This window comes from Corynebacterium sp. HMSC064E08, assembly GCF_001811805.1.
Classification (GTDB): Bacteria; Actinomycetota; Actinomycetes; order Mycobacteriales; family Mycobacteriaceae; genus Corynebacterium; species Corynebacterium jeikeium_D.
Genome location: NZ_KV806698.1, coordinates 441,189 through 458,771 on the forward strand (window position 1 = coordinate 441,189; position 17,583 = coordinate 458,771).

Consider the following 17,583-nt stretch of genomic DNA (forward strand, 5'->3'; position numbering starts at 1 on the left):
TAGCTGTAGAAATTTTTCCCGAATTGTACGCCCTATCGACCTATGCGATGCGTCAGGGCGACCAGAACGCTCTAATATGTACTCCATGAGCTATCTTCAGCCCCAACCTCAGAACCCCATTGAGCTCCGCAAGAACGCGGTGCGAAAGTACTCCCGCAATGCCGTTGTATGGGCAGGCAGTGGTGTCGTCGGCGGTGCAGTGCTCGGACTTCTAGCCGGAAGCATGTCTCTATTCCTCATCCTGGCAGTAGTCGGCCTGGTCGGTGGTTTTCTCAATTGGCAAAAGGTTCAGCGGATTGTGAACTACAAGGATCCGCAGTAAATGCCTGCTCAGCAGCAATTGTCTACCGAGCCAGTGCGTATTGATGCCTGGATTTGGGCGGTCAGGTTGCTGAAAACTCGCTCATTGGCCGCAGATGCGTGCCGTGGCGGCCACGTCAAAGTCAACGGCGAAGCCGTGAAACCCTCAGTTCTGGTCGTTCCAGGGGATAGAGTGCGACTGTGGGCAAACCACCGCGAACACATTGTTGAGGTCACCAAGACGGTGAAGAAGCGGGTCGGAGCTCCGGTGGCCAGGCAGTGCTATATCGACCACTCTCCGCCGCCGCCCCCGAGGGAGATTCTCGCATCGATGCCGACGCGCGACCGCGGTGCCGGGCGGCCTACGAAGCGCGATCGCCGTCAGCTCGATCGTCTTCGGGGACGTCGCTCATAGGCATCCCGGCCTCCGCTAGTTGCTGCAACCGTGCGCGCAAACGGGCTGGTCGACGCTTCGGGTTATGGCTGGTATCCGCAGTGGCCTTGATGTGCTTTTCACCGCGAGCCGCTAGTAGTAGGTCATCGATAACACGCACATGGCCTGGGTTAAAGCGGTACTTCATGGCCTTGCTTACCGCGCTGAGGCGCTGCGGATTAAGTAGCTCTCGCAGCTGCCCGACAGTGCGAATGCCATTGCGCTCCAGCAGTTCTTCTGCCCAGCCGTAATGTTCTGATTTCGATCGGGGCGCATCTGGAAGCAGCATCGTCAGCACGCCGGGTAGGGTTTCCTCAGTCACCACAATGTCATCGGCTGTGGTCTTTGCCGGAGCTGAGGGCTGTTTGCCCTCTCCCTGCGCGGAATCGTCCGGCGTGGATTCCTCCAGCACGGCAACGACTTGGTCGAACTGCTGATCCGCGAGCTCAATAAGGCCAGCGGCCAGCGCAAAAGCTCGATCAATCCGCGGGTCTGTCGCTCCCTCAGGGGCCTTATAGCGAATATCGTGCTCAAATTCCGCCCACGCATGCTGCAGCACAGTGCGCAGTTGCACCTCAAACTGCATATCCGCATATGGAGCTAGCTCTGACGGCGCCGCCGTCGACACCTTGCAGATCAAGTGCTGGGAGCCGTATCCCAACCGGCCGCTGATTCGTGTCTCCGCGGTTTTGTCAATCCTACGCAGCACAGTCAGCGAATCTCCCAGCGCATCCATGATCGCGGGAATCTCCGTCGAATGGTACGTGGTTACACGCACACCGATGATGTCGTGGATATCGTGCCACGGGTCAGGGTAGACGTAGTTGCCGTCCGCTTCACGACGCAGGGCCTTCTGCCGCAATGAGCGGAAAGACTTCACCCGCGCCGTGACATTGTCAAAGGCCAAACCGGCATCGGAGAGAATCTCTTTAATCGCATCGACAAAGTCCTGCGCGGCGGTGGGGTGCCGAGTTGCCCACGAGTCGTACTTCGACTGCAGCGCACGTGTAACCTCTCGATCCTCCGCCAACTGAGCCTTGCGGGTCTGATCGCGGGAACCGTCGGCAAGCGAATCCTTCATTCGATTAGTCGTCATCGTCCTCGCGTACCAGCAGTGCTACTGGGAAGGAGCTGAACAGAGAAGCCACGGCGATGGTGCCGGACCAGGTATGGCCGGTGAAACGGTCGGTCCAGAATCCCTTGGGAAGTGTCACTGTAGTGTCGCCCCAACCGCCTTCGCGTTGCAGCCCCAGCGGACGGCGCGTCACCAGCGCGATAACATCTTCCGGCTCGCCCTTCGGTCCACGTGCTGCACCGACCAAATGACGCTCGCCGACACCCACGGCGAATACTGGCTGGTAGGCGCCGCCGACGAAGGACTCCGGGCGTTCCGCACGCAGCTTCACTCCGTGGTGAGTCACCATCAGCTTTGCGACGTCCGCATCGGCATCCGTAAAGTCCTCCGGCAGCTCAGCTGGGTGCTCTGGACTCTTAGTTACCGACGTGACCTCATCGCGGGCAACCTTATCCAGCGCCGCGACGCGCGCATCGTAGTCGACGAAGCGGCGGTTGTCGGGATCGACCAGGGAGTCCTCTGTGAACTCCGTCCCCTGGTAGGTATCGGGGATGCCGGGGCCGACAAGCTGGAGGAGCTTGCGCGACAGTGACGTGGTCAGGGCAGCTGGCGCAATGGAGCGGACGAACTCTGTGATGGAGTCGGTCAGGGGGCCGTCGAGAAGCGCGTCGATCCAGCTGCGGATGCCGAGTTCGAACTCCTCGACCGGCTCCGTCCAGGAGGTGTGCACATCTGCCTCGCGGATGGCCTTAATGGCGTAGTCGTGGAGGCGGTCGCGCAGTTCATCGGTAATTACGCCGTCGGTCGGCCAGACTCCGATGATGTTCTGCAGCAGGAAGTAGCCGGTGGCATCGTCCGGGGCGGGGGTGATGGCCATCCAGTTGCGGACATTTTCAGCCCAGTCGCCGGAGACATCGGAGAGCTGGAGGATGCGGGCTCGGACATCTTCGCCGCGCTTGGTGTCGTGCGTGGACAGCGTGGTCATGGTTCGTGGCCAGAGGCGAGCACGTTCCGACTGCAACAGGTGGAACTCCGCCGCCGACATGCCGTAGCGACCCAAATCACCGCCGACTTCGTTCAGGCTGATCAGGCGGCAGGCGCGGTAGAAGGTGGTGTCTTCGACACCCTTTGCCATGACCGCACCACAGACCTGCGCGAACCGCGTGGCGGCCTCACCACCGGCTACCAAACCTGCCGAAATGAGGTCGAGAGCAAAGACACGCGAGGGGAAACGCGCTGCCATTTCACCAATGACCGTGGAAGCCACTCGTGACAGGGAGACATAGTCCGAACGGTAGACAGGCATGGCAGCGACCAGCTTGCAGATGGTGTCGATAAGTACCTCATCGCTGACGCTGGTACCGCTGATAGACCAGTTATCGCGGCGCAGGGCACGTGCTAGACGACGGACCTCCGCAGCCAGCTCGTGAGCCGCGACATCGTGCTTGAGGGCCTGCGCAGTTGCCTGCACGGCAGTCTTGTCCCAGGTTGAGCCGGACTGCTGCAGAGCCAACATACTCATGGCGTCTCGGGAGTCGCGGTTGACGAAGACATTGTCGAACTCACGCAGGGCATCGTAACCCGTGGTGCCGTCAACCTGGAGCCTCGGATCCAGTGGCTCTTCGGCACCCAGAATCTTCTCGATAACCAGCCACTTGTCATCGCCGAGTAGACGGCGCAGCTCACTGAGGTATCCGAATGGGTTGCTGAGGCCATCCGGGTGGTCAATGCGGACACCGTCAATGATGTCCGCTGCCAGCAGCTCGCGGATGATGCGGTGTGTGTGCTCGAATACCACCGGGTTTTCCTGGCGGATGCCGGCCAGGCCGTTGACGCTGAAGAATCGACGGTAGCCAATGACCCCGTCCTTCCAGTACATCAGGCGATAGGCCTGGCGATCATGTACTTCCTGCGGGGTGCCGTCCTCGGTGCCGGGGCGCACCGGGAATGTGTTGTCGTAGTAACGCAGAAGTGGCTCGTCGCCAGAGGTGTCGAGCTCCAGCTTGTCGATATCCTCCGGGGATCCCAGAATCGGCAACCCCATCTTGCCGTTGGCACCGTTGTCCTCGTGCCAGTCGATATCGAAGTATGGCTCGAACTGAGAATCCTTGCCATAGGTCAGAACGTCCCACCACCAGGCATTGAGCTTGGGCTCCTCAACACCGAGGTGGTTCGGTACCAGGTCGATAATGATGCCCAGACCGGCCTTGTGCGCCACCTGCGCGAGCTTCTGCAGCTCTTCCATGCCGCCGAGCTCCGGGTTCACCGTCGTCGGATCGATGACATCGTAGCCATGGTTAGACTCCGGTACGGAGGTGAGGATAGGCGACAGATACAGGTGTGAAATTCCGAGGTCTGCCAAGTAGCCGACCTGTTCAGCCGCGTCAGCGAACGTGAAAGCGCGCCCGTTTGGGTCGGCCTTGGGGCCACGGAGTTGGAGACGGTAGGTGGACGTAATTGGTCGGCGACTCATGTTCCCCTTTATACCGCCCACCAGGAAAAGCTGCTGCCTGACCGCTGTGGCAGCAGCTAGCCCCAGAGTCTGCGCCCGCCGTCCGAATGCGAATTTCTTCTCGTGAACGTGGCCTAGAAGGGTGGCATTCCGTCATCGCCGGGCAGGGAAGTAGAACCGAACAACGGAACCGACTCACTGGAGTTGTTTCCGGCGCTGGCGCTAGGTGTCCCTTCCGCAGTGTCTCCTGCTTCGGACGCGCCATCCTCTTCCGGATTCAGCCCGAGTGCGGTGAAGAGCTCCTTCTCAGTCCAGATCTGGATTTCCTGGCCTTCGGCCTGCAGCTGTCGAGCCCTCTTCTCCTTCGACGTCACCGAATCCCACGGACCGGCGACCAAAATGGTCGTTTTCTTCGTGACACCCTTATTGATATTCGCACCTGCAAAGGCGATCTTATCCCACAGAAAACCCTTGTCATACGGTGCAAAATCGCCGGTCAGTGTCACCCGCTGCTGGTACAGCAGGCCGCTTGGATCCGCGTCCGGATTCGGGTCTGGAATGGTGTCCGGTGTCTTTGCCGCATCCCATTTCGCATTGCGACGCGGCCGACGTGACGGCGCGGAACTGCCGGACTGCGCACCAGCACCAGCACCAGTTCCCGCGTTGGTCCCGGCGCCAGCGCTGGCGACACCAGCCGGGTCATAGCGCACCATCCGTACTCGTCCACTGCCAATCTGGCCCAAGCTCAGCGAGACCTTCTGGCTCAAATCAGCCACCGATGTTGCGCGCTGCTGCTCCATCAACCACAGCGCTACCTCAGCACATGCGACCGCATCTGCCGTCGCATCATGATGATTCTCCAGCGACGCCCCCGCGGCCTCCGCCAACGTCGGCAGCTTCAAGTTGGGCAGCCCCAACTGCATCTGCCGAGCCCACATATAAGTACACGCAAAATTCAACTTCGGTGCTGGAATGCCTTCCGCCCGGCACGCCCGCGACAGGGCTGTGAAATCAAACCGCGCATTGTGAGCAACTACGTCCAAATCCCCAACGACGTCAACAAACTTCGCCAGCTGCTCCGGAAATGACGGCTCACCGGCCACATCCGCCGCCGTGATGCCATGAATCGCGACATTGGCTTCATCAAAATACTCCAGCCCCTTTGGCGGACGGCACATCCAGGAATAACGCTCCGTCACCTTCCCGCCACGCACGACCGCAACGCCAAGCTGAATAATCGAGCCGGTGTCTTCGTTCGCTGTCTCTACATCGAACGCCGCAAACGGTGCGATGTCCGACGCCGCAACCTCATCCCCCGTAGGAAGCGGTGCAAAAGGCACGGAGTGCTTTACGACGTCGCCCGCGCCCTCAACCACACTTACGCCTTCGGTGACCGCCGCGCGCTGTGCCACCCACGGCATCAACGTGGAAGTAAAAGCATCTGCTGAGTTGTAGAACTCAGGATTCTTGGCTATCTCCGCCACGAGGTCTGCCAGCAACTGCGCTGCTGCCTGACGATGAGGCATCACACGGGCCTTTGGCAAAGCTACCCCGAGGTCTACCGTGCCGGGGAAAAAGCGGTTGGCCGGAGTGTAGACACCGTTTTTACTTGCCGATGCGACCTCGGCAACGTCGGCAAGCGGGAGGGGCTTCGCGGGGGCGGTGCTAGCCGTGTTGATGGTGTGGGTAAGGCGGAGCCCATCTGCGGTAATAGTCACCGTGTCGCCGGTGAGCTCGAAGACGACGGCGGGCTCGGAGGATGGCGTGGTCGTAGTCATGCACTAGATGGTAGCGCCGATGGCGGATTGAGCCTCATAGAGGCTGCGGTACCTGCGGCTGTCGCCGAGTACATGTGGCTTCCGACAATGTGGAAATGCCCACAAAAATAGGAATATTTATGGAGCGTTCGGACAGTGGGGGTGTCTGTACCCCTGAAAACCACATGTTTTGGGGGGTTAAATGTCCGGATGCATTTTGAGCGGGCGCTCCTTATACTTTTCGACGAACGGCGGTAACTGGTCGTTCGAGCTTTCGAGCTCAAGCGAAGGGCAAAGCGGAAACAACGTATGCCAGTGAAGCGATGAAATAAGGAGTAAACATTTTGAGCACGCATCCTGTGCACCCTGGTTCTATCTTGAACGATAATTTCCTCGAGCCGCGACACCTCTCTATCTACCGACTGGCTCTTGCCATCGGCGTGCCAAGCTCAACTCTGGAGCGCTTTCGCACCGGCCGCACTGCGGTCACTACTGACCTCGCAAATCGACTGTCCGACTACTTTGACACCGAGCCGGAGTACTGGTTGAACTCTCAGGCGGAGTTCAATATGCGCGCATCTGCGTAAGAAGACTTCACGCCAGCTCGGCTCCCGCAGTGCTGTGTTGACCCAAACCCTGTTTTGAGTTGAACTCAGAGCCGAAAATCCCCTGTCAGTGGAAGAAAAGCCTTCCGCCGACAGGGGATTTTTGTGTAGGAACCAACCCAGGCCCAGGCCCCTACACCCAACGCGGACGCGGCTAGTGCCGCTCGATCAGCACGATGGTAGAACGGGCTGGCACGCGGAGCTCGCCTTCTGGCTCAACGATGCGTTCGCGGGTCGGGCGACCCGTAATCTCTGTGGTGTCGATGATGACTTCCCAGCTGTGTGCGTATTCGGTGCCCGGAATTTGGAACATGATGTCCTCGTGGTGGGCATTGAAGCACAGCAGGAAGGAGTCATCTTCAATCCTGTGACCTCGGCGATCAGGCTCAGTGATGGCATCGCCGTTGAGCCAGACCATTAACGACTTGCCGAAGTCGAAGTTCCAGTCATCGGTAGTCATGACGCGACCCTCATAGGTCAGCCAGGCAATGTCACGATCGTCGGTTTCCGCACCGAGCGGGCCACCGCGCAGGAAGCGGCGGCGTCGGAAGACTGGGTGTTCCGCACGCAGCTCAGTCAGGAACTGGGTGTATTCGACCAGTTCAGAGTTGGTACGCGTCTGATTCCAGTCGACCCAGGCCAAACGGTTGTCCTGGCAGTAGACGTTGTTGTTGCCCTTCTGGCCACGTCCCATTTCGTCACCGTGGCTAATCATCGGAGTGCCCTGGGACAGCAGGAGAGTGGTCAGGAAGTTACGACGCTGGCGGGCGCGCAGCGAAATGATGCGCTCGTCGTCGGTCGGGCCTTCCACACCGCAGTTCCACGAACGGTTGTGGGACTCGCCATCGCGGTTGTCCTCGCCGTTGGCCATATTGTGCTTCTCGTTGTAGCTGACCAAGTCGTTGAGGGTGAAACCGTCATGCGCGGTCACGAAGTTAATCGACGCAGTTGGGCGGCGGTCATTGTTTGCATACAGGTCCGAGGAGCCGGTGATACGTGAAGCGAACTCGCCGAGCGTGGATGGCTCACCGCGCCAGAAGTCGCGGATGGTGTCGCGGTACTTACCGTTCCATTCAGTCCACTGCGGTGGGAAGTTACCGACCTGGTAGCCACCTTCGCCGACATCCCACGGTTCTGCGATGAGCTTGACCTGGCTGACAATCGGATCCTGCTGCACCAAGTCAAAGAAGGCGGAGAGGCGATCCACATCGTGGAATTCTCGAGCCAGGGTGGATGCCAAATCGAAGCGGAAGCCGTCGACATGCATCTCGGAGACCCAGTAGCGCAGCGAATCCATAATCAGCTGCAGCGAGTGTGGGTGGCGCACATTCAGGGAGTTACCGGTGCCGGTGTAGTCCATGTAGTGCTGGCGATCGCCTTCGACCAGGCGGTAGTAGGCCTCGTTGTCGATGCCTCGGAAGCAGATGGTTGGGCCCATGTGGTTGCCCTCGGCGGTGTGGTTGTAGACCACGTCGAGGATGACCTCAATGCCGGCATCGTGAAATGCGCGCACCATGCCCTTGAACTCGCTGACTGCTCCGCCTGGCTTTTGGGAAGCCGAGTAGTCCTGATGTGGTGCTAGGAAACCGAAGGTGTTGTAGCCCCAGTAGTTGCGCAGCCCCTTTTCGCGCAGGTGGTCGTCCTGGAGGAACTGGTGGACCGGCATCAGTTCGATAGCCGTGACACCAAGGTCCTTGAGGTAGTCAATAATCGCCGGATGCGCGAGGCCGGCATAGGTACCACGTAACTCCTCCGGAATATCCGGGTGAGTCATGGTCATGCCCTTGACGTGGGCCTCGTAAATCACGGTCTCGTTGTACGGCGTGCGAGGTGCGCGGTCAGCGCCCCAGTCGAAGAATGGGTTGATGACCACGGAGGTCATGGTGTGTCCCAGGCTGTCCTCGGTGTTGCGCTTCGAGTGGTCATGAATGTCATAGTTGAACAGTGATGGGTGACCGTCGAATTCGCCGTCGAAAGCCTTGGCGTATGGGTCGACCAGCAGCTTGTTGGGGTCGCAACGCTTACCGTTGGCCGGATCGAATGGGCCGTGTACGCGGTAGGCGTAGCGCTGGCCCGGCATGATAGACGGGATGTAGCAGTGCCAGATATGCGCATCGACTTCTTCCAACTCAATGCGTGTTTCTTCGCCTTCGGCGCTAATCAGACAAAGCTCAACCTTTTCCGCAACGTCGGAAAAGAGTGCAAAGTTGGTGCCAGCGCCGTCGTAGGTAGATCCGAGCGGGTAAGGCTCACCCGGCCATACTTGATAATCGCCGACTGTATTTGCTTGGTTCATGTGACTACCTTAACTGTTTTGTAAAAAACATGAGCCGTTTTCGGTCCCGTGTGGGCGCGCCATCCGTCCCATCTGTCGAGCGCACTTCGCAAAAACGACCCCCAAGGAAAAATTCGAGTCGAACGGTTAAGAGCATAAACTTCGCGCGAAAATAAGTATTTAACCCTGCAAGTGGGCAATTTGACACTCTAAACGCACCTTGGTGGGGGCCGAATCCCCAATATTCGCGGTCACCAACGCGCGAAGATCCCCAAAGGCCTTTACTTTTGGAATTATGAGTCCACGAACCATTGGTGTAACGGAAGTAGCGTTCCGAGACGCTCATCAGAGCCTCATGGCAACGCGAATGGCTATGGAAGACATGGTCGATGTCTGTGAAGAAATGGACAAGGCCGGTTTTTGGAGTGTGGAGTGCTGGGGCGGCGCAACCTTTGACGCCTGCATCCGCTTCCTTAATGAAGATCCCTGGGAGCGCCTGCGGACATTCCGCAAGCTGATGCCGAATAGTCGCCTGCAGATGCTGCTGCGCGGCCAGAATCTTCTCGGTTACCGCCACTACGAGGACATGGTGGTTGACAAGTTCGTCGAGAAGTCCGCTGAAAACGGTATGGACGTATTCCGTGTTTTCGACGCGCTCAACGACCCACGCAATCTCGAGCACGCCATGCGCGCGGTCAAGAACGTCGACAAGCATGCGCAGGGCACGATCTGCTATACGACGTCTCCGCTTCACGACGTCGACGGGTACGTGAAGCTCGCTGGTCGTCTACTGGATATGGGGGCGGACTCCATTGCGTTGAAGGACATGGCAGCGCTGCTGAAACCCCAGCCGGCTTACGACATCATCCGCGGCATCAAGGAAACCTACGGCGAGGACACCCAGATTAACGTCCACTGTCACTCGACCACCGGTGTCACGATGGTGACTTTGATGAAGGCCATCGAAGCTGGTGCGGATGTCGTGGACACGGCAATTTCGTCGATGTCGCTGGGCCCGGGGCACAACCCGACCGAGTCGCTGGTGGAAATGTTGGAGGGAACCGACTACACCACCGACCTGAACATGGATAACCTCATCACCATTCGTGACCACTTCCGCAAGGTGCGTCCGAAGTACGCAGAGTTCGAGTCGAAAACCCTGGTCAATACCGACATTTTCATGTCGCAGATTCCTGGTGGCATGTTGTCGAACATGGAAAACCAGCTCAAGGCCCAGGGGGCGGGTGACCGCGTCGAAGAGGTCATGCGTGAGGTACCGATTGTCCGAAAGGACGCCGGTTACCCGCCGTTGGTGACTCCGAGCTCGCAGATCGTCGGCACGCAAGCTGTGTTTAACGTGCTGATGGGACGCTACAAGGTTATGACGGCTGAGTTCGCTGACCTCATGCTCGGCTATTACGGGCAGTGCCCGGGTGAGCGCAACCCAGAGCTGATTAAGCAGGCAGCGGAACAGACCAAGAAGGAAGAAATCACGGTTCGCCCGGCTGATCTCCTCGAACCAGAGTGGGACGACCTGGTCAAGCAGGCCAAGGAGCTCGACGGTTACAACGGCACCGCCGAGGACGTCCTGACCAACGCACTGTTCCCATCCGTCGCACCGGGATTCTTCACCACGCGCGGCGAAGGGCCGAAGAACGTCGGTAAGACTGCCGAACAGCTCAAGCGCGAGGCGGAGCAGGCCTCTGGTGCTGCCAATGCCATTCGCGAGCCAATTCGCTACAAGGTCACCGTTGGCGGTCGCTCACAGACCGTCCAGGTGGAACCCGCCTAGGAACATCGGGAGAAGAGATAGCAATGTCGCAAAGTTCAGCAAACCAGCCGAATCCGGCGGGTGCCGTCGCGCCGGGCGTCGATGCCTCGATGGCGGAGCGCCTGGATTATTTGGATGCTCAGCGTCGTCGTGTTGAGGCCGGTGGCGGTGAGGCCCGCCAGGCCAAGCAGCACGAACGTGGGAAGATGACTGCCCGCGAGCGTATCGACAACTTCGTCGACGAGGGCACTTTCCGTGAAACCGGCATGTTTATGACTCACCGCACCACCGACTTCGGCATGGATACTGCCGACGCGCCTGCCGACGGCGTGGTCACCGGCACTGCCGCGGTTCTCGGCCGGGCAGTGCACGTGGCCTCCCAGGATTTCACGGTCATGGGTGGCTCCGCTGGTGAAACGCAGTCCCGCAAGGTTGCGGCCACCATGCGCGCTGCTGCCGACAACGGCACTCCGTTCGTTTTCATCAACGACTCCGGTGGCGCTCGCATTCAAGAGGGAATTGACTCTCTGTCGGGCTATGGCCAGGTCTTCTACAACAACGTGTGGCTATCCGGTCTGGTGCCGCAGATTTCCATCATTGCAGGCCCATGTGCTGGTGGCGCTGCCTACTCGCCAGCGCTGACCGACTTCATCATTCAGACTCGCAAGGCACAGATGTTCATCACCGGCCCGGGCGTTATTAAGTCTGTGACCGGCGAGGAAGTCACCTCCGAGCAGCTCGGTGGCGCTGATGCGCACATGGCCAAGGCCGGCAATATTGACTTCGTTGCCGACGATGACGAGCAGGCCATCCTGATTGCGCAGAAGCTCTTAAGCTTCCTGCCACAGAACAACACGGAAGAGCCGCCAATCGTGGATCCGGTATTCGACGCCGAGCCGGATCCAGAGCTCCGCGACATCGTTCCCGTCGATGGCAAGAAGGGCTACGACGTCCGCGAGGTCATCATCCGTATCGCCGACAATGGCGACTTTCTCGAGTGCCAGGCGGGTTTTGCCACCAACCTGGTTGTCGGCTTTGGTCGAGTTTTGGGCCGTACCGTGGGCTTTGTCGCCAACCAACCGAACGTGATGTCCGGTGTGCTGGACATCAATTCCTCGGACAAGGGCGCAAAGTTCATCCGCTTCTGCAATGCCTTTAACATCCCGCTGGTCACCCTGGTTGACGTTCCTGGCTTTATGCCGGGCGTCACTCAGGAGCACGGCGGCATCATTCGCCACGGCGCAAAGATGCTCTACGCATACTCCGCAGCGTCTGTGCCCAAGGTGACCGTCGTCATGCGTAAGGCCTACGGCGGTGCGTACCTGGCGATGTGCTCGAAGGACCTCGGCGCGGATTACGTATTCGCATGGCCGACCGCGGAAATTGCGGTGATGGGCGCAGAGGGCGCGGTCAACGTGGTCTTCCGAAAGGAAATTGCCGCCGCGGGCGACGAGGAAGAGCAGGCGCGCGTGCGCGACGAGCGTATCGCCGAATACAAGACACGCTTCTCGACGCCGTATGTCGCCGCCTCGCGAGGACTGGTCGACGACGTGATTGACCCGGCCGAAACCCGCCTGCGCGTGGCTGACGCACTGTCGGTTCTGCGTAACAAGCGCGAGGTTCGCCCGGCCAAGAAGCACGGATTGGGGCCGCAGTAATGTCTGACGGCATCGGTGAGATTAAGGAGCTGCGAGCGCTCGTCGCTGAACTGACCGACCGGTTGGATGCGACCTCGACAAGCTTGCAGAAGGCCACGGCACGCCTGAATCAGGCAGAAAGCGAGTTGGCTGAACTGCGCAAACGCGTGGACGCAGATATCCCCGAGGATACTGTCATCGCCATTTCGGCAGCGGTGTCTGCGTACCTGGGCAATCGCGGCAAGGTGAAGGCAATTCGATACAACCGCCATAAGACGTGGGCTGCGCAGGGACGCCAGATCCAGCAGCAGCGCAACCTGCGTTAGTTGGAAATTTTCGATAACCGACTTAATTGAGTCTGACTCATTGACTTTTGCTACGTGAGGATTGTTGAGCCATGAAATTGAAAGTGACTGTCGGCGGCATTGCCTACGATGTCGACGTCGAAGTAGTTGAGGAGCCCAAGCGTCTTTCGCCCATCGTGTTGGGTGGATCGTCGAGCGCTTCCGTTGAGCCGGCCACCGCTAGTGTCTCGGGTGTCTCCGCCAATTCGGTGGTGGCGCCACTGGCAGGTTCGGTCAGCAAGATTTTGGTCGAGGAAGGCCAGAAGATTGAGGCTGGGGAGGTGCTGCTCATTCTCGAGGCAATGAAGATGGAAACCGAGATTACGGCCCCGGCTGCAGGCACCGTCGGCTCTATTCATGTTGAAGTCGGCGACGCAGTGCAGGGCGGCCAGGGACTCGTCTCGATTGATTAGCCGCATTAGCCGGGGTGTAAAGATTTTGGGGTGAAATCTTTCTAGCCCCGGTTGCTGGAAATACTTAAGGTTGCCTTAATATTTTCCTTATGAATGCCGTTCTTCTCGCCGTTTTGGTGATGCTAATCCTGGCGGTCTGCCGGGTACACGTTGTGCTAGCGCTGTTTATTGGCGCCTTAGTCGGTGGTCTTTCCGCCGGTATGGGGCTCGATGCCACAATGGTTGCCTTCCAGGAAGGCCTCTCTGGTGGTGCGAAGATTGCCCTGAGCTATGCCATGCTGGGTGCCTTTGCCATGGCAGTGGCATCCTCCGGGCTGCCCAAACTGCTGGCCGATTGGCTGATTGCCAAGATCGGCACGGAGGATGAAGGCGCTAAATCTAAGGCAGAGGCATGGACCAAGTGGGGCATGGTCGCCGGCATTTTGGCCATGGCGATCATGTCGCAGAACCTCATCCCAGTTCACATTGCGTTTATCCCGCTGATTATTCCGCCGCTGTTGCCGGTATTTAACCGCCTCAACATCGACCGTCGAATGATTACCAGTGTGATGACCTTCGGTTTGGTCACCACCTACATGTGGGTTCCGGTCGGATTCGGTTCTATCTTCCTGAACGACATCCTGCTGGGGAACATCGAGAATGCTGGCCTTGATGTTTCCAATATCAACATCATGATGACGATGGGCATCCCGGCTCTCGGCATGCTGGCCGGTCTGGCCATTGCCGTATTTTTCTCCTACCGGAAGCCACGGCATTACGAAGATCGGCCGATTGCCCAGTCCTCACACGCAGAAACCCAGTCTGACGAACCGGTGTCGAAGTACCGAGTTATCGTTGCTCTCGTTGCAATCGTGGTGACTTTCGTCGTCCAGATTGTGATGAATTCTATGGAGACCGATGCCGATCCGTTGCTGATTGGTGCACTCACTGGTCTGGCAATCTTCATGCTCACCGGTGCCGTGCGCTGGCGTGAGGCGGACGACGTGTTCACCGCCGGTATGAAGATGATGGCCCTGATTGGTTTCATCATGATTTCCGCACAGGGCTTCGCCTCGGTGATGTCGGAGTCCGGCCAGATCGAGCCGCTGGTGACCGCTACTGCAGAGCTGTTTGCGGGCAACAAGCCTGCCGCTGCATTCGCCATGCTGGTCGTTGGTCTGGTGGTCACGATGGGTATTGGTTCGTCCTTCTCGACGCTGCCGATTATCGCCATCATCTATGTGCCGTTGTGTGTATCGCTGGGCTTCTCGCCGATGGCTACCGTCGCCATCATTGGTACTGCAGGTGCTCTGGGCGATGCTGGTTCGCCGGCATCGGACTCGACGCTCGGCCCGACGATGGGTCTCAATGCCGACGGGCAGCACGACCACATTCGCGATTCGGTTATTCCGACCTTCCTGCACTTCAACCTGCCGCTGCTGGCAGCTGGTTGGGTAGCAGCTCTGGTGCTCTAGCGCCGCGGCTTGACCGTGAGTGTGATTGCTCCAGCGGGGCTTAATGACCTGCGATTCCCTTAGTCCCCGCAACCTCCGCAATTCCGGCGATAAAGAGCTCGGTTCCCAGTGCAATGCGCTGGCGGCCGAGCTCTTTTGCCTGTGCAGCAGCATCTTCAGAGGAAGTCTCGACCTCAAGATCCTTATCATCGGCGTTCTCGCCACTGGTGTCGCCCTTGTTGGAAACGCCCTTGGCGCCGTTCAGGTCAAGCGCGATGGCTGTCTGCTGGTCGACTGTCGCACCGAGAATGAAGTACACGAGGACGGATGCGGTATCAGCCGCTGATGGGGTGCTAATGGAGGTTTCGGGGGCATTCTCCAGGACGTCGGCAAGCAGTTGTTCGGGGCGAATCGTGGCGGTGCCCGTAGCGAGTGCGGCCGAGACGACCTCGGCGCCATCCCGATGAGCGGTGAGGCAGGAGTAGAGCAGCTCGGCGACGGCTTCGATGTCGGCACGCCAATCGCCTGTGGCGGAAAACTCTGTGCAGGGAGCCAAGATGCGGTCAGCGACGGCGCCCAGCAGTGCCTGCTTGGAAGGGTAGTGCCAGTACATTGCGCCAGCGGCGGTACCCAAGTGGCGAGTCAGGCGGCGGATCGTGAGATCGCCGAGTCCGTACTCGTTGAGAATGGTGAGAGCTGCGTCGACAATGATGTCCTTGGTCAATTGCACACTGCCTACCGTAGACGAAAGAAGAATCATCTGGAAGATGTCTCAAGGCTGAAATGGGGAGCGTAAATCCGCGACACGACGGGAATTGAACCCTGTTCGACATTCTGTAGCTGCGGTATTAAGTTTGATAACTGAACAACTTCTGAAACGGTGTTCAAGTTTTATCCCCAGCCTCAAGGAGCGTCACCCCCATGACTCAACAGCAGCAGGACATTTTGGAACTCGCCCGAGAAAAGGTGCTCGGCCGCGGTGAGGGGCTGAACTATGAGGAGACCCTGGCAGTTCTGAACCTCGATGACGACAGCATCGAGGATCTGCTGGCACTGGCTCATGAGGTGCGCTTGAAGTGGTGCGGCGAAGAGGTCGAGGTTGAAGGCATTATCTCGCTGAAGACTGGCGGCTGCCCAGAGGACTGCCACTTCTGTTCGCAGTCGGGTCTGTTCGAGTCTCCGGTGCGTTCGGCATGGCTGGATATCCCGGCACTGGTGGACGCCGCCAAGCAGACCGCAAAGTCGGGTGCGACTGAGTTCTGCATCGTTGCTGCAGTAAAGGGGCCGGACGAGCGACTGCTCAGCCAGATGGAACAGGCCGTCGCCGCCATTCAGGCAGAGGTGGACATTAATGTGGCCGCCTCTATGGGCATTCTGACGCAGGAGCAGGTAGATCGCCTGGCCAAGGCTGGTATTCACCGCTACAACCACAACCTTGAGACTGCTAAGAGCTACTTCCCGCAGGTCGTGACCACCCACACTTGGGAAGAGCGCCATGACACCCTGCGCATGGTCGGCGAAGCCGGTATGGAGGTCTGCTGTGGCGGCATCCTGGGTATGGGAGAGACCCTTGAGCAGCGTGCCGAGTTCGCTCAGGACCTGGCGGAGCTCAACCCGACCGAGGTGCCGATGAACTTCCTCGACCCGCGTCCGGGCACTCCCTTCGCCGGTCGCGAGCCGATGCCAGCCAAGGACGCACTGCGTGCCATCGGTGCCTTCCGTCTGGCTCTGCCGAAGACCATCCTGCGTTTTGCTGGTGGTCGTGAGCTCACCCTGGGCGACCTGGGCGCAGAAAAGGGGCTGCTCGGCGGTATCAACGCTGTCATTGTCGGTAATTACCTGACCACGCTGGGCCGTCCGGCGGAGCAGGATCTGGACATGCTTGGCAAGGTACGACTTCCAATTAAGGCCCTCAATGCAACTGTCTAAGCCTCGGACATCTAGCCCGCGTGCGACGCGGGGTAAGAAAGTCGACTCCACGGAGCTGCTCCAGGCCATGGTGCTGGGAGACGATCCCAAGTTCGATCCTTTTACCGGCGCCGACCTCGAAGCTGGTGAAGTGCGCGAACGCTCCTATGGTGCAAAAGCTGGACTGGAGGCGCCTCGATTCTGCCAGCTCTGTGGGCGCCGGATGGTGGTGCAGGTGCGTCCGGACGGCTGGACTGCAAAGTGCTCGCGCCACGGCGAAGTGGACTCCGTTATGTTGGAGCAGCGATAAAAGGCGCTGATTGTGCTAGTGCGCCATTCGGGCACGCTAGTACTGGATGTGCGCCGTGAGGTAAGTTAGTCAACTATGACCATGAAAAATACCCGAGTCCCGCACGTTGAAAAGCAGAGCGTGGCAATGGCCTCGGGTATTGTTCTCTTCTCCGTTGTAACGGGAACGATAGCCGGAGTGGCCTGGGCATTCCTGCGCCCCAAGCAGCAGGTGCAAATGCTCCCAGATAACCAACTGGCGATTATTCAGGAAACCGTTGACGCTGGTTTTATCGGGCTGCTCTGGTTTGTTGCTGTCACTGCCATCAGCGGCCTGGTGCTGGGAATTACTACCTTCCGAAACCGTGCCATCACGACTCCTGTGCAGATGCTCACGGCAATTGGATGGGCAGGTTTCTCCGCGTTGATGAGCGCAGCAGTGACGTACCTCGTCGGTCAGTCGGTTGCGGCATTGCTCCAGCCGGATCTGGCGGGAATGCAGCCGGGCGATAAGTTCTCGGTGATTCCAGACTTCAAAACCTATGTAGCACTGCTGGTCGCGCCACTGGTTGCCATGCTCGCACTGTGGTCCCGGGTGCTGTTCCAAACGGACTTCACGGAAGGCAACGAGAGCGCTGCAGACAATGCTGTGGACGCAGATTCGGTCACTAAGTGAGACGGTGAGGTTCTGCGCGGGAGCCGTCGTAAAGCACTAATTCCTACTGAACAGGGGTAGTTATTGGGAAATAGGCTTATACAAGCCTTACAATTTTGGGAAATAGGTTCGTCCTCGATGTCAGTATTCGCCCCGATTAGGGGCTTTTTCGATATTGTGTGGCGAGCTTAGGTCTCTTGCACTTGCCCGTTTGAGTCCGCTGCGAATGCCTCCGGG

The 17,583-nt window shown here is 58.9% G+C and carries 16 protein-coding genes; 11 read left to right on the forward strand and 5 right to left on the reverse strand.

Annotated features, from left to right (window positions below):
* Positions 1–76: 76 nt before the first annotated feature.
* Together HMPREF2820_RS05115 and HMPREF2820_RS10685 are read left to right on the forward strand one after the other, a co-directional pair.
* Positions 77–322, forward strand: a complete 246-nt coding sequence (locus tag HMPREF2820_RS05115; RefSeq protein WP_005510313.1) for a hypothetical protein — start codon at positions 77–79, stop codon at positions 320–322.
* The gene (locus tag HMPREF2820_RS10685; RefSeq protein WP_080969602.1) at positions 323–715 is read left to right on the forward strand and encodes an RNA-binding S4 domain-containing protein; all 393 of its coding nucleotides are present in this window, start codon (positions 323–325) and stop codon (positions 713–715) included.
* Here the strand turns inward: HMPREF2820_RS10685 and HMPREF2820_RS05120 are convergent.
* From HMPREF2820_RS05120 to HMPREF2820_RS05130, 3 genes are all read right to left on the reverse strand, one after another.
* The gene (locus HMPREF2820_RS05120) at positions 663–1,829 is read right to left on the reverse strand and encodes a GTP pyrophosphokinase (protein ID WP_070603108.1); all 1,167 of its coding nucleotides are present in this window, start codon (positions 1,827–1,829) and stop codon (positions 663–665) included. The genes HMPREF2820_RS10685 and HMPREF2820_RS05120 overlap by 53 nt on opposite strands.
* Positions 1,819–4,281 (reverse strand): malto-oligosyltrehalose synthase, encoded by a 2,463-nt coding sequence (gene treY, locus HMPREF2820_RS05125; RefSeq protein ID WP_070603110.1) that lies wholly within the window; start codon positions 4,279–4,281, stop codon positions 1,819–1,821. Before treY ends, HMPREF2820_RS05120 begins: the two co-directional genes overlap by 11 nt.
* A 113-nt stretch (positions 4,282–4,394) precedes the next feature.
* Entirely contained in the window at positions 4,395–6,038 is a 1,644-nt protein-coding gene (locus HMPREF2820_RS05130) for an exonuclease domain-containing protein (protein ID WP_070603113.1), read from the reverse strand.
* A 323-nt stretch (positions 6,039–6,361) separates the two neighbouring features.
* On the opposite strand from HMPREF2820_RS05130, the gene HMPREF2820_RS05135 reads away from it, so the two are divergent.
* Positions 6,362–6,604 (forward strand): HigA family addiction module antitoxin, encoded by a 243-nt coding sequence (locus HMPREF2820_RS05135; protein ID WP_005510305.1) that lies wholly within the window; start codon positions 6,362–6,364, stop codon positions 6,602–6,604.
* Between the two features lie 172 nt (positions 6,605–6,776).
* On the opposite strand, the gene glgX is transcribed toward HMPREF2820_RS05135, so the two are convergent.
* A complete protein-coding gene (gene glgX / locus HMPREF2820_RS05140) occupies positions 6,777–8,918 on the reverse strand; it encodes a glycogen debranching protein GlgX (protein WP_049193987.1) in 2,142 nt (713 codons plus the stop codon).
* Between the two features lie 274 nt (positions 8,919–9,192).
* On the opposite strand from glgX, the gene HMPREF2820_RS05145 reads away from it, so the two are divergent.
* From HMPREF2820_RS05145 to HMPREF2820_RS05165, 5 genes are all read left to right on the forward strand, one after another.
* Positions 9,193–10,689 (forward strand): methylmalonyl-CoA carboxytransferase subunit 5S, encoded by a 1,497-nt coding sequence (locus HMPREF2820_RS05145; RefSeq protein ID WP_049170291.1) that lies wholly within the window; start codon positions 9,193–9,195, stop codon positions 10,687–10,689.
* 23 nt (positions 10,690–10,712) lie between these two features.
* Positions 10,713–12,326: an acyl-CoA carboxylase subunit beta gene (locus HMPREF2820_RS05150; protein WP_016422966.1), complete on the forward strand. Its 1,614-nt coding sequence runs from the start codon at positions 10,713–10,715 to the stop codon at positions 12,324–12,326.
* Positions 12,326–12,631, forward strand: coding sequence for a hypothetical protein (locus HMPREF2820_RS05155; protein ID WP_016422965.1), 306 nt, complete (start codon positions 12,326–12,328; stop codon positions 12,629–12,631). Before HMPREF2820_RS05150 ends, HMPREF2820_RS05155 begins: the two co-directional genes overlap by 1 nt.
* A gap of 71 nt (positions 12,632–12,702) precedes the next feature.
* Positions 12,703–13,062, forward strand: a complete 360-nt coding sequence (locus HMPREF2820_RS05160; protein ID WP_016422964.1) for a biotin/lipoyl-containing protein — start codon at positions 12,703–12,705, stop codon at positions 13,060–13,062.
* An 89-nt stretch (positions 13,063–13,151) separates the two neighbouring features.
* Positions 13,152–14,516: a Na+/H+ antiporter family protein gene (locus HMPREF2820_RS05165; protein ID WP_016422963.1), complete on the forward strand. Its 1,365-nt coding sequence runs from the start codon at positions 13,152–13,154 to the stop codon at positions 14,514–14,516.
* Between the two features lie 40 nt (positions 14,517–14,556).
* Here the strand turns inward: HMPREF2820_RS05165 and HMPREF2820_RS05170 are convergent, their stop codons facing one another.
* Complete coding sequence (locus HMPREF2820_RS05170; RefSeq protein WP_246822220.1) at positions 14,557–15,225, reverse strand: TetR family transcriptional regulator; 669 nt, start codon at positions 15,223–15,225, stop codon at positions 14,557–14,559.
* Positions 15,226–15,416: 191 nt separating this feature from the next.
* Between HMPREF2820_RS05170 and bioB the strand changes: the two genes are divergently transcribed.
* From bioB to HMPREF2820_RS05185, 3 genes are all read left to right on the forward strand, one after another.
* Positions 15,417–16,424 (forward strand): biotin synthase BioB, encoded by a 1,008-nt coding sequence (gene bioB / locus HMPREF2820_RS05175; protein ID WP_016422961.1) that lies wholly within the window; start codon positions 15,417–15,419, stop codon positions 16,422–16,424.
* Positions 16,411–16,713 (forward strand): biotin synthase auxiliary protein BsaP, encoded by a 303-nt coding sequence (locus HMPREF2820_RS05180; protein ID WP_048734678.1) that lies wholly within the window; start codon positions 16,411–16,413, stop codon positions 16,711–16,713. The genes bioB and HMPREF2820_RS05180 overlap by 14 nt, the downstream gene beginning before the upstream one ends.
* Before the next feature lie 75 nt (positions 16,714–16,788).
* Positions 16,789–17,367 (forward strand): hypothetical protein, encoded by a 579-nt coding sequence (locus HMPREF2820_RS05185; protein ID WP_070603114.1) that lies wholly within the window; start codon positions 16,789–16,791, stop codon positions 17,365–17,367.
* Positions 17,368–17,583 lie beyond the last annotated feature (216 nt).